This is a genomic window from Bradyrhizobium sp. AUGA SZCCT0158 (assembly GCF_018130065.1).
Classification (GTDB): domain Bacteria; phylum Pseudomonadota; class Alphaproteobacteria; order Rhizobiales; family Xanthobacteraceae; genus Bradyrhizobium.
The window spans coordinates 45,492-57,886 of the sequence record NZ_JAFCME010000034.1; the positions used below are offsets into that span (position 1 = coordinate 45,492).

Genomic DNA, 12,395 nt, shown 5'->3' on the forward strand with positions numbered 1-12,395 from the left:
ACTGCCAACAACAACCCGCCAACAAGGAAGGCAATAATCATGGAGCGATCTTCAGGTCCCACGAAAGTGTCAACGCGAGCCTGTTTGCTTGCCGTTGCATTGGCTGCCGCAGGCGCTGCGGGCGTAACGCCCGTCTTTGCCGCGGACGAGGTCAATCAGGAACGGCTGCTCAACGTCGACAAGGAAGCCGGCAACTGGCTTCATCATCATCAGAATTATGCGGGTCACCGGTTCTCCACGCTGAAGGAGATCAACCGCGACACGGTGAAGAACCTGAAGGTCGCCTGGACGTTGCACCTGGGCGGCATCGAGCCCGGCGGCATCTGGAGCCATGGCGGCCTGGAAGGCACGCCGATTGCCGAGAACGGCTTTCTCTACGTCACCGATGGATGGGGCTCGGTCTACAAGATCGATGCGCATGGCGGCCGCGGCGCACTGGTCTGGAAGATGGATCCGAAGACCGACCGTGACTGGGCCGGCGCCGTCGCCTGTTGCGGCGTCGATAATCGCGGCGTCGCGTTGTGGGGCGATCTCGTGATTTCTCACACGCTGGACGGCCGGCTGATCGCAACCAAGAAGGATTCCGGCCAGGTCGCCTGGCAGCGCTCCGTGGCCGATCCGGACAAGGGTGAGGTCATCACCGGCGCGCCGCTGATCGTCAAGAACATGGCGATCACAGGCGTGGCCGGCGCGGAATACGGTATCCGCGGCTGGATCGCCGCCACCGATCTGTCGACCCAGAAGGAAGTCTGGCGCACCTATACGATCCCCGGCAAGGGCGAGCCCGGCAGCGAAACCTGGAAGGACAACAACAATGCGATGGCCGCCGGCGGCGGCTCGACCTGGGTGACCGGCACCTACGATCCCGCGACCGACACCATCATCTGGGGCGTCGGCAATCCCGGGCCGGATTGGGATAACGCGTACCGGCCGGGCGACAACCTCTACACCGACAGTTCGCTGGCGCTCGACGCCGATACCGGCAAGATCAAGTGGCACTATCAGCACACGCCGAACGATCCCTACGATTACGACAGCGTGGCGGAAAACGTGCTGGTCGATATCCCCGGCCCGAGCGGCCCGCGCAAGCTCGCGCTCGAAGCGGACCGCAACGGCTTCGCCTATGCGATCGATCGAACCAATGGAAAATTCGTCTGGGGCCTGCCGTTCGTCAAGAAGGTCACCTGGACCAAGGGGCTCGACCCGGAGAGCGGCAAGCCGATCGAGTATGACCCGAACAAGTCGGTGCAGACCTATATCGCGTCGGTGACGCCGAGCCGCACCAATATGGAAACCGACATCTGCCCCGGCAACATGGGCGGCAAGAACTGGCCGCCGACCGCCTACAATCCGGACCTCAAGCTCTGGTACATCCCTGTCATCGAAAGCTGCAACCGCATCAAGGTTGAGGTGATGACGCCGGACAAGCTGAAGCCCCGGGAGTTCTGGACCGGCGGTGGCCCGAGCCAGCCCTTCAGGATCACCGGCAGCGTCACGGCGATCGACGTCACGACAGGCAAGATCGCCGGCAAACTGGAGACGCCATTCCCGAATCTCGGCGGCATGCTTGCGACGTCCGATCTCGTCTTCACCGGCCAGCCCTCCGGCGAGGTGATGGCGCTTGATGCCAAGACGTTGCAGAAGCTCTGGGAGTTCAACACCGGCGGCGGCGTCAATGCACCGCCGATGACGTTCTCGGTCGACGGCAAGCAATATCTCGCCATCCTCGTCGGCCTCGGCGGCGCCTGGGACAAGTGGTTCATCGATTCGACGCCCGAACTGAAGAAGATACAGCCGGGATCGATGCTCTACGTCTTCGCGCTCTGACATTCCCGAAGGAGGGCCTGCCACGCGCGGGCCCTCCCGCTTCCCCGACAAGAGACGCCATGATGATGTCAAACAAACTCCCGGCGGCGGGCATGCTGCTCGTGAGCGTCGTCGCGCTGAATTTTTCTGCCTATGGTCAGTCGGCGCAGGTTTCGGATCCGACCAGCGCCGGCAAGGCGGTGTTCGGTCGCGCCAACTGCATGGGCTGCCACAAATGGCACGGCAATGGCGGCGGCGGCTACGGCGGCGATGCGCTGTCGCTGCGCAGGACCGAGCTGACGCGCGAGCAGATCATCGAAACCGTCGGCTGCGGACGGCCGGGCACCGGGATGCCGTTCTTCGTGCGCGGCGCCTACGACGAGGTGAAATGCTTTGACATGAACCGCCAGGATGCGGGGCCACAGATGCCGCCCGAGGGCGGAACATTCCTGCGGCCGAAAGATATCGAAGCCGTCGCCGATTACGTGATCGCCCACATCAAGGGGGCGGGCGAGCCCACTTACGCCGAATGCGTCGCCTTCTTCTCGAGTTCGTCGCGGGTCTGCGACGTCTACAAGGCCGAGTCGCAAAAGCCGGATCACGCCACCGCCAACACGGGGAAGAGCCAGTGATGAACAGATTGAAGCTATCGGGCGTTGTTGCTGCGGGCTTGCTCTGGCAGGCGGTCGCATTGGCGCACTCTCCGGCACGAACGGAAGAATTCGGCGGCAACGACCTGCGTGACATCCGCCTCGGAATGTCCGCGGGCGAACTGCCGGAAGCCGGCTATGTCGATTTTGCTTGCGCCGATGATCCGAAGCGAACGCTGACCGGGTGGAAGAACTGGCGCGACTGTTCCGCCGACGCGAAGGCGATGCGGGCGATCCGGTTTGGCTACGATCCATTCACCAGCCGCGACGGCACGATGGTGGCGGGCCATCCGGCGATCCTGACGCTGCTGATCGACGACACCGGCCACGTCGCCGGCTTGCAGATCGAGACCGATCCGAAGGCGCGGCTCTATATCCGGAAGAAGGCATTCCTGCTCGGGATCCAGGCCAAGTCACGCTACGGGCCGGAGGGGTGGAATTGCAGCGAAGGTCAGCCCGATGCGGGAGACCAGCCGGTCGGCGGCGTCTACCTGAAGGAGCGCTGCACCAAGACGATCAGCGGCCGTTCGCTCACCGTCGAACGCAACCTGTTCCGCCGGCCCGATCAGGACATCAAGAACTTCGTCGACGAAACGCGGATCAGCATCGTGCGAGCCAGGGAGTAGGGAGCGAACTCGGCCGCGCAAAGAACGGTCTCACCAGGCAGAAAAGCTGTTCCCGAACGGCGAGCCCCAAAAAGGCGAGCTGCGTGGGCGCGCGTAGCGAAAATCGGTCCCCGGACTGCGTCGCCGTTTCTTGATGCCGCCTTGGGGCTCGCCGCTCAACAGCACCACGAACTCCGTACCCTTGCCGGTTTCCGTGCTCAACGCCTCGTCCGTGACGATCAGGGAAGATCGCGGCGTCATGTTGCCGATGCGATCCAATGCGTCCTGCGGAATGCCGATGCGATCGAGCGCAGCCTTTGCGGTGCCGGGGTCTGTCGGCACCGGCTCAGCGTCGCGACCACGCTTCGCACGCGCCCGGTCATCCGGCTCAAGCGCGGCGCCGGGCGGACGACCGCCGCCCATTGAGACGGCGCTCCATCGCAACGTGGTATCGTCGCCCGAGCGCTCGACGGCGGTGAAGACATGCGTGCCGATAGGACGATCGGGATCCGCGATCGTCACCTCACTTTCATGGATGGGCTTGAATGCCTGACGGACGTAAAGCCGCTGGGTCTTGCGGCTGATCAACACCGATATCGGCTGCAGTTCGCGTTCGGCCTGGCGGGCCGCCTCGGCTGCCGCGGCCCGCGCCGTCTCCGCCGCGGCGGCAGCTTCACGCGCAGACGTGACCGCATCGAGCCTCGATTGCAGGTCCGCGCTGGCGGCGTCCGATTGCAGCTGCAGCTCGGCGACCTTGACGGCGGCCTTTGCCTTGTCATCCTCAGCCTGCTCCTTTGCCTCCGCCGAGCCGGGAGCGCCAAGTCTGGCCTCGGCAGCCGCCAATTGCACCTCGGCTCTGCGCTTTTGATGTTCCGCCGCGCGAACCGGCTCCCTGGCGCGCGAGGCCTCCCGGAACGCCGTTTCCGCGGCGAACCTCGCCTGGGCCGCTTTCCTCGCCGCCTCCTGCGCCTCTGCGGTGCGGACGGCGGCCATGGCGCCGGCACCCGGCTTGGGTTGGAACAGCAGCGGATGGGCAAGCTCAATGGGCGCAACATCGGTTGGCGCCACGATCACACGCATGCCCATCTTGGTCGCGTCGAACAGGCGCTCGGCGAATTCGAATGGCAACCGGATACAGCCATGGGACGCCGGACGCCCCGGCAGGACACCGCCATGCAGTGCGATACCCGACCAGGTGATGCGCTGCATGTGCGGCATGTAGGCATCGTCATACAGGTTCGAGTAATGCTCCTCGACTTTCTGGATGACGCTGAAGATACCGGCGGGCGTCTCGCGTCCCTTCGAGCCGCTCGACACTGGCGCCCGCAGGATCCACCCCTTGGCGTCGTAGACGGTGATGCGCTGGTCGCGGAGCGAAACGATGGCTATGAGCGGCTCGCTGGCACTGCGCGTCTCGATGGACTCGATCAGGCGTTCGCCGCCTCTCGCACGCGCATCGTCCCCTGCCGCGATCAGCACGGCCAGACCCGCAACGGCAAGCCACACGGGCCGCAGCCGCGTCCGCCTGTGCTTCGGATTCACCCAACGAGACGTCATGCGCGTCCCGCGACAGGGCCCATCCACGCGGTCCGCCCGGGCGGGAGGACGACGACGATCGCGCCTGGCTGCACCCGATTCACGAGATCGATGACATCCTCGTTGGTCATGCGGATGCAGCCGGACGAGATGGCATGGCCGATATATTCCGGCTGGTTGGTGCCGTGGATACGGTACAGGGTGTCCTTGTTGCCCTCGTAGAGGTAGATCGCCCGCGCGCCGAGGGGATTAGCCGGACCGCCGGGAACGCGCTTGGGGTAGGGGCCGAGCCTGGCCTGGATCTCCGCCGTCGGAATCCAGTCCGGCCATTCAGCCACACGGCCAACCGTTGCGACGCCGGACCAGGCCAGCGCTTCCTCTCCCACCGTCACGCCATAGCGGATCGCCTTGCCTCCCGGCAGAACGTAATACAAATAGCGCGCGCTGCTATCGACCAGGATCGTGCCCGGCTGCTCCTTGCGCATGTAATCGACAATATGCCGGCGATAGGTCTCGGGAATGCTGGCCTGCGCATAAGGCGTGTGGGCCAGCAGCTGCCGGTCCCTCGGGGTCAAACCGGCATTCGACGACGGCGCGAGCGTCGATTGCATGCAGCCGCCGAGCACAAACCCGAGCAGCCCCAAAAGCACCAACGCCAGCCCGGACCTCGGCATGGCCTGTCCCTCCAAAGCGTTACATTGGCCATCTGCTTCTCAAAAAGTGCAGAAATCAAGGCGTCGCTGGAAAGTAACCGCGCAATAACGAGATCAGGTGGCTGTCCATCCAATCGCGCCCAGTTCGGCGACCTGCGTGCACTTGCGGACCGTGAAGCCGGGTTCTTTCAGACTCTCTTCAAGTCGCGGCCTCATTCGATCACCTCATCGGCACGAGTGAGGTGCGCGCTTCAGAGATTTGAAACCTGCAACAGCTTGCGGTCGCCGATCCAGGTTCTGACAAGGTCGGCCTCGGCCTTGCGGGCTGCGGAGCCATCACCGCGTGCCTTGTGCAGTTCCGCCAGCCCGTAATACGACCAGCCATTGGCGGGCGCCCGGCTGAGCGCGCGCCGGAATTGCCGCGCTGCCTCGGCGTAACGGCCGGCCTGCAGCAGGACGGCGGCAAGCGACTGCCGGATCGGATAATACCAATAGGGCGGCTCGGTGTAGGCTAGGTTGTCCTGCAATGCCGCCGCCCGTTCGAACCGGATGATGGCGGTACGATAGTCGCCCTTGGCCTGCGCTACGCGTGCGAGGACCACCGTGCGCGCGATGCGGAGCACCTCCTGCGCCGGGACGCCCGAATCCGTCAGCAGCTTGAAGTCCGCGGTGCGCTCGATCGTCTCGATGGCGCTGGCTGCGGCAGTAGCGCCCGCGAAGTCACGGTTCGCCACCAGCGCGACGCCGCGCACGTAGAGCCACATCGCCTTGACATAGGGGATCGCATCGCCGGGATCTTGCAGCGCCAAAATGGTCTCCGGCGTGCTGAACTGCGCGTGCGCGAAGTATGGCGCCGCCTTGACCGGCTGCACCATCGCAATGCCCTTGGCTGCCTCGCTGGGAATGAGCTGGCCGAGCTTCTCCGCAGCCGCAATCACGGTCGGGCCGTCGCCGGCCATCTGCGCCGATGCCATCACGAAGTGCACGTTGTGCGGATAATAGCCGAGCCTGTAGACGCCCATCGGCGCGTTGGTCTCGGTCAGGTATTTTTCGTCGACCTTGACCGCGGTCTTGTTGTCTTCCAGCGCGTCGAGATAGCGGCCGACCCGATAATAGATGTGGCTCGGCATGTGCACGAGATGGCCTGCGCCGGGAACCGCGCCGCGCAACTTGTCGGCATAGGGTTCGGCGCGCTTGGGCCGGTCCGACGCCTCGACGGCATGAATATAAAGGTGAATAGCGCCGGCATGATTGGGATTGCGCGCCAGCACGCGCTCCAGCGTCGGCACGATCGGCACGCTTTGTGGCTTGGCGTCGCGGCCGCCCGGCTTCCAATAGTCCCACGGGCTGAGATCCATCACCGCCTCGGCATAGAGCGTGGCAATCTCGTCGTCTTCGGGAAACTGTTTTGCTGCCTTCGCCATTTCGGCCGCGTAGGCCGCGTCGAGTGGCGCGCGAGCGGCCTTGGGATCGCTGCCGTAGCGCACTGCGATGGCGCCGATCAGCGCCTGTTCACGCGGGCTCGCTTTCCCGGCCAGCGCCTTCGCCTTCTGCGCGGCGTCATAGGCTGGCGCGACCGCGTCTTCCGGCATCGGGAGATTGATGTTGGGACCGAGCACCAGCGCCTCTCCCCAGAAACACATGGCGCAGTCGGGGTCGAGTTTTTGCGCCATGCGAAACGCGCGTCGCGCCTCATCGTGATTGAAGGCGTAGGCGAGACGCAGGCCCTGATCGAAATAGGCCTGCGCGCGCTCGTTCGCGGTCGTGACCTTCCAGGTGGTGGAGCCGATGCCGGTCCACAGCGGCGGCTCGGTGTCCGCAAATGCCGGCGCGGGGCTGGCTGCGTTCATCCCGGCGCGCGGCACTTCCGTCTGCACCAGGCGAAGCATCATGTTCGGCCGGGTGGTTGCCGTCGGCGGGCCGCAGGTCGGAACATCGGCGTTGACGATCGGCAGCGATGCATCCACGGCGGTTGCGCGTGCGTCCGCGAGAATAAAACCGCCCCCGGCCAGCAGCGCCGCCAGTGCCGTCCCGCCCAGTGCGGCAAGACTTACGGAAACCAGCAGGCTTTGCGATCGCGTGAATGTCGCCATGGTGGGCTCCAAAATCGGGCGGAGAGAAAAAATCTGCCGGATCTGGGGCTTCAGCGGGTCGTCGGAACTGGATCCAGAGAGGCCCTGAAACGAATTTTCAGACGTTTCCGTCCGTTCTGCAAGACGACTGCAATGTCTGTAGCTGCGACACGTTAGCGTCGGCGGACGGCTCGCCGCAATGGGTCAGCGGTGCTGCTCTTCCGCTTCGGGCACCGCGGAACAAGCTCGAGGAGGCAGCCGCCAAGAAGCTGCCGACTGCAGCTCGCTAAGTGAGCACCAACGCCATAAGGCCTGAGCACAGCAGGACGATACCTGCAGCGGTCACAGCAAGAAACGCGTATGAGGCAAATTCGTCGCCCATAGTGCACCTGTAAAACAGTCGTGCCGTCGAACTTTGCAGGAACGGCTGATGCACAAGTTACCGGGAAATCGTGTTGGGCAGATTTCGAGCTGGCGACAAAATGACTTCAGGACAGTTTCGTGGATCGTTACCGATGAAGTTTAACGAGGCAAGCGCGATCCAGAGTGGGTGGCGTCGCTTCTTCGACATGGAGCGCAGCGCACACGATCTCAGATGCGCAACTGCGCGTCGGGGGACCGATACGCCGCTGGCGACGTTGTTGAGAAAGGAAGATAACGACCTGCGTGCAAGAACAATTCTCGCTGGTGGTCATGCGAACGCCGGGGCGACGGCCATATTAGCTGGCCGCTTCGACCCACGTTTCCTTTCAGAAGTCGGCCGCATCTGCAGGCGTTACGTCCGCTTTGGTGCGCATGACGGACTCAAGCATGGAATTGCGCGAGGTCCGAAATGTGCCAAAATCAGATGGGCAGGAGCACGATTTCCGAATATAGCCTGTCGAGTTCACCGGCAGCGATCGACGCGGAGCGGTAACAGTTGCTCACCGGGAGCAGCACGCCCCGTGGCCGGACAGGAAAGAGCCGCGCGTCCGCCACGAGCGCTGCCGTCCGCTGTCGACGCAGGATCGTCAGCTTGACGCGCTCGAGATGCCGCAACAGCAATTCCGGTGCACTACAATGCAGGATGTCCGAATAGGAGATTCGCAGCGGCAGAACTCGCGCCAGTCCTCCCAGTCGGCCCGCTGCAACACGGTGAATGCGGCGCTTCACCACGAGATAGGCATAATCGGACCCGTCGCTGACGGTTAGCTGCAAGCAGTCATACCGCGCGTGATCGTCGAAGATCTGTCGTTGTTCGCCGGTCAGCCTCTCGCGGACCACGGCCGGATCGAAGCTGATGACCGGCCGGTTCGGCCCAAACATCGTCTCGGCCTGTAGCAACGGAAGCATGGCGATCCTGTGCGACTCCAGCGGCTTGAAACGCTGCGCCATGAGGGCAGTCCAAGAGATCGGCTGTGGGGTGAAGGAGGTATAGGTGAGCTGCGCGCCTTCCAGCTGCGAGGCAAGCAGGGCCATGCCCCAGCCGCGGTACTGCGCGTGTACGACCCAGGAAGACAGATTGCAGACGAGCACTGCCTCCCCGTTCACCTGACGCCGGGCGGTAACAGCTCCGATGAAGCCGACGACTGCGTTGCGGTCGAGGAGTATGAAGCCGCGCCCGTGATCGGACCACTCATGCTCGAACAACCGACGCCACGTCGCGGCATTGATGCCCGAGTCGCGGAAGGATTCCTCAAGGAAGCGGCAGATCGGCTCCCAGTCCTCCGGACCCACGGCACGAAGATGCGGGCCGGACTGACCAAACTGCTGCGCCGTCATTGCCTCCTCGCCGCCGGAGAGGACCGTGATCAAGCCTTCGATCGAGGGCGCCGCCAGAAAGGCCGAGGGGGCCACGGGACGCCCAGCATAGCTCTCGATCTCGAGCAGCAGGCTCAGCAGTGCCAGCGAGTCCGCACCGAGGCCAAGAAGATTGTCGGACCAGCCGATGGGCGCGACGCCCAGCACGCGCTCGCAGATCGCCTGCAGCTCCTGCGGCAGCCGCTCAGGGTCCGGGATCGCCTCACAGCCTGGCGGCGGTCCCCGCGGCACCCTGACGGCCGGAGGCGCCCGGAGAACCGGATGCTTGGCAATGGCATCGAGGCATTCCGGGTTCTGCAGGGCAGCTCGGTTCCGTACAGGGCGGCCATTCACCGCATCGCGCGCCGCGGCTTCGGACCGCTTGCCGTTGAAGGTGACAGGAAGCGCCTCGACCTGTGCGATGCGCGCCGGCACGAAGGCGGGGGAGCCGCAGCGCGCAAGCTCCGAGCGGATGTGCTTCGCCAGCATGTTGTCGAGCATCAGGCCTTCGCGCAGCACGATCAGGAGAACCATGCGCGTGCCACCGGGCTCCTCCTCTGCCTGCTGCTCGACCGCCATCGCCTCGAGGATCTCCTCGGTGTGATCGAGGATGCGGTAGATCTCTGCGGTGCCGATGCGGATGCCGCGTACATTGAGGACCCCGTCGGAGCGGCCATGCAGCCGCCAACCGCCATGGGGCGTGGCCTCGATCAGGTCGCCATGCGTCCAGAAGCCGGGGTTCTGGGCGAAATAGGCGGCATGGAAGCGTGTGCCGTCGGCATCACCGTGAAAGCCGAGGGGGCGCGAGGGAAAAGGGTTGGCGCAGACCAGCTCGCCGATCAGTGCCTCCGGATTGTCAGGCGGCGGCAGCGAGCGGACATCGAGGCCGAGGCTGCGGCACTGTGCCTCGCCGCGATGAACGGGCAGGTTCGGATTGCCCAGGACAAAGCAGCCGATGATGTCGGTGCCGCCTGAGATCGACTGCAGCGGCATCGCCGCCTTCACCTGATCGCGGACCCAGTCGTACTGGCGGGGATGCAGGATGGAGCCGGTGGAGAGCACAGCCCGGAGCGCAGAAAGGTCGAACACCCGGCCCGGCGAGAAGCCCCCCTGCTCGCAGAAGTGCAAATAGGCAGGATTGGTGCCGAAGACGGTCACGCGCTCCTCGGTGACGATCCGCCAGAAGGTGTCCGGCCCTTCGAGCGGCCCATCGTAGAGGACGAGCTCCGTGCCGGAGGCCAAGGCAGAGAGCTGCCAATTCCACATCATCCAACCGCAGGAGGTCTGGAAGAACAGCTTGTCGCCCGGCCCGAGATCACAGTGCAACCGGTGCTCCTTCACATGCTCCAGCAGCGTGCCGCCGGTGCCGTGCTGAATGCATTTCGGCGCGCCCGTGGTGCCGGAGGAAAACATCGTGAACAGTGGCTGGTTGAACGGATGGCGCAGCCAGCCGGGTCGGGCGTCGCGGCCAACGGCATCGCGGAGCAGATCGGCGAACCTGTGCAGGGGCACCATCCTCTCGCCGGCGGGAAACGAGCCGTTGTCCAACGCGACGATCGCGGCAAGGCCCGGCAGACCGGCCGCCGCGCCGGCGACGCGCTCGGCGACGGCGACGCCCGGATCCCATGGCTCCGCCCGGAGACAGCCGAACAGCACCACGGGCTCGAGAGGGGCGAAGCGCGCGAGGATGGCGGGCACGCCCATGTCCGGCGCGCAGCTAGCGAAAGTCGCGCCAATGGCAGCGGTGGCCAGGGCGGCAATGACCACCTCGGCATTGTTGCGTCCGATCGCTGCGACATGGAGGCCAGGGCGCACACCCAGCCGCTGCAGCGAGGTCGCCAGCCGGGCGACCGCGATGCGCAGTGCGCCCCGTGTGAACCGGTCGCGGCTGCCGCCAGCGTGACAGGCCGTCAGGACCGTCTGGTCGGGACTGCCGGCGAGGAGGCACTCGGCGTAATTGAGACGGAGATCCGGGAAGAAGCGGGCGGTCTCGCAGGCATCGCCGACGCAGACCGGCTCGAGCGCGCCGTGCCGGGGCAGGTCGGACCACTCCAGGAAGAGGCGCCAAAAATTGCGGAACTCCTCCACCGAGAAGCGGTCCATCGCGGAATGGTCAGGCAAGTGCTGTCCGGTCCGGACCTCGCACCATTGCATGAAGGCCGTCAGTTGCGAATGCGCGACGGCCTGATCATCGGAGGGGAGCGCCGCTTCCTCGAAACTCTCATGAAAAGACCTTGCGCTATTGGTCAGAGGCAACTCCATGGCGCCCTCCCCCTGAAGCGCTAACACTATAATTGGGAAGAAGTGGTAGCGAATTGGGAAGAAGGTAATGGCAGATAAAATCCGTAGGTAATCATTTAGCGGTACTCGCGCAGGCATGAGCCTTGTCTTCATCGCCTCAGCGAGTGTCTCGCGCATCTGAATAAGAATTGTGAGTGCGCGCTTCCCTCAAAGCCCAGTTCACTCCCGGAGGTGCTGAGCGGTTGGGTCGCCTTTTACTCTTGGGAGGGAGACCGACAGCGCGCCAGCTTTGCCGTCCATCACCAGCTTGCAATCGAATTCCGTGCCGGCAGCGCGCAGCTAAGTCCGCTTCTGGTCGGTCGCTGACTTGGGCAGCTTCGGGTCATTTGGAGACAACAATGTTTGTGACCGTGGGGTCTGCCTTACTCCGCTGATCGGACATCGTTTGCTTTGCGCACCGCGGAACAAGCTCGAGAAGGCAGCCAGGAAGCTGCCGACTGCAGTTCGCTAAGTGAGCACCAAAGCCATAAGGCCTGAGCACAGCAGGACGATACCTGCAGCGGTCACAGCAAGAAACGCGTTTGAGGCAAATTCGTCGCGCATAGTGCACCTGTGAAACAGTCATGCCGTCGAACTTTGCAGGAACGGCTTGACGCACAAGTTACCGGGAAATCGCGTTGGGCAGATTTCGAGCTGGCGACAAAATGACTTCAGGACAGTTTCGTGGATCGTTGCCGATGAAGTTTAACGACGCAAACGCGATCAGGAGTGGATGGCGTGGCTTTTCGACATGGCGCGCCGCGCACGCTGGCTGGCAGAAATGCCTCACGTCGGCCGCCGACCCGGCGTCATCAATCTGAACGGGGGTGCGACAAATCAACCCGACGGGCAAATCAATTCTGATTTACGGAAATCGTGTCAAGCCCCAAAATAAAAAAGATTTCTGTTTACCAGAACGAAAATCAGGTGCATATGTTTGCCCATCCCGTCCTACTCAGAAGGGCGTCGGCCGTCGTCACGGACGTTGGACGGGTTGCGGTGGACGCTGGTTTA

At 64.1% G+C, this 12,395-nt stretch carries 7 protein-coding genes; 3 read left to right on the forward strand and 4 right to left on the reverse strand.

Annotated elements, in window-relative coordinates; genetic code table 11:
• The first annotated feature begins 39 nt into the window (after positions 1-39).
• The 3 genes from JQ574_RS31090 (at position 40) to JQ574_RS31100 (ending at position 3,082) form a co-directional block, all read left to right on the forward strand.
• Complete coding sequence (locus tag JQ574_RS31090; protein WP_212208557.1) at positions 40-1,827, forward strand: PQQ-dependent dehydrogenase, methanol/ethanol family; 1,788 nt, start codon at positions 40-42, stop codon at positions 1,825-1,827.
• A 92-nt stretch (positions 1,828-1,919) separates the two neighbouring features.
• Positions 1,920-2,438: a c-type cytochrome gene (locus JQ574_RS31095; RefSeq protein ID WP_212384150.1), complete on the forward strand. Its 519-nt coding sequence runs from the start codon at positions 1,920-1,922 to the stop codon at positions 2,436-2,438.
• Positions 2,438-3,082 (forward strand): hypothetical protein, encoded by a 645-nt coding sequence (locus JQ574_RS31100; RefSeq protein WP_249119712.1) that lies wholly within the window; start codon positions 2,438-2,440, stop codon positions 3,080-3,082. The genes JQ574_RS31095 and JQ574_RS31100 overlap by 1 nt, the downstream gene beginning before the upstream one ends.
• 30 nt (positions 3,083-3,112) lie before the next feature.
• Here the strand turns inward: JQ574_RS31100 and JQ574_RS31105 are convergent, their stop codons facing one another.
• From JQ574_RS31105 to JQ574_RS31120, 4 genes are all read right to left on the reverse strand, one after another.
• Positions 3,113-4,618 carry a L,D-transpeptidase family protein gene (locus JQ574_RS31105; RefSeq protein WP_212208556.1) on the reverse strand — a complete coding sequence of 502 codons (1,506 nt, stop codon included), beginning with the start codon at positions 4,616-4,618 and terminating at the stop codon, positions 3,113-3,115.
• Complete coding sequence (locus tag JQ574_RS31110) at positions 4,615-5,271, reverse strand: L,D-transpeptidase (RefSeq protein WP_212208555.1); 657 nt, start codon at positions 5,269-5,271, stop codon at positions 4,615-4,617. The genes JQ574_RS31105 and JQ574_RS31110 overlap by 4 nt, the downstream gene beginning before the upstream one ends.
• 230 nt (positions 5,272-5,501) lie before the next feature.
• Positions 5,502-7,343 carry a M48 family metallopeptidase gene (locus JQ574_RS31115; protein ID WP_212384149.1) on the reverse strand — a complete coding sequence of 614 codons (1,842 nt, stop codon included), beginning with the start codon at positions 7,341-7,343 and terminating at the stop codon, positions 5,502-5,504.
• Between the two features lie 822 nt (positions 7,344-8,165).
• Positions 8,166-11,363, reverse strand: a complete 3,198-nt coding sequence (locus JQ574_RS31120) for an acetoacetate--CoA ligase (protein WP_212208553.1) — start codon at positions 11,361-11,363, stop codon at positions 8,166-8,168.
• Positions 11,364-12,395: the final 1,032 nt, after the last annotated feature.

Coding starts and splice junctions, on each gene's coding strand:
- JQ574_RS31120 (WP_212208553.1), bottom strand. CDS start 11,363: ATGGAGTTGCCTCTGACCAATAGCGCAAGGTCTTTTCATGAGAGTTTC.
- JQ574_RS31090 (WP_212208557.1), top strand. CDS start 40: ATGGAGCGATCTTCAGGTCCCACGAAAGTGTCAACGCGAGCCTGTTTG.
- JQ574_RS31115 (WP_212384149.1), bottom strand. CDS start 7,343: ATGGCGACATTCACGCGATCGCAAAGCCTGCTGGTTTCCGTAAGTCTT.
- JQ574_RS31110 (WP_212208555.1), bottom strand. CDS start 5,271: ATGCCGAGGTCCGGGCTGGCGTTGGTGCTTTTGGGGCTGCTCGGGTTT.
- JQ574_RS31095 (WP_212384150.1), top strand. CDS start 1,920: ATGCTGCTCGTGAGCGTCGTCGCGCTGAATTTTTCTGCCTATGGTCAG.
- JQ574_RS31100 (WP_249119712.1), top strand. CDS start 2,438: ATGAACAGATTGAAGCTATCGGGCGTTGTTGCTGCGGGCTTGCTCTGG.
- JQ574_RS31105 (WP_212208556.1), bottom strand. CDS start 4,618: ATGACGTCTCGTTGGGTGAATCCGAAGCACAGGCGGACGCGGCTGCGG.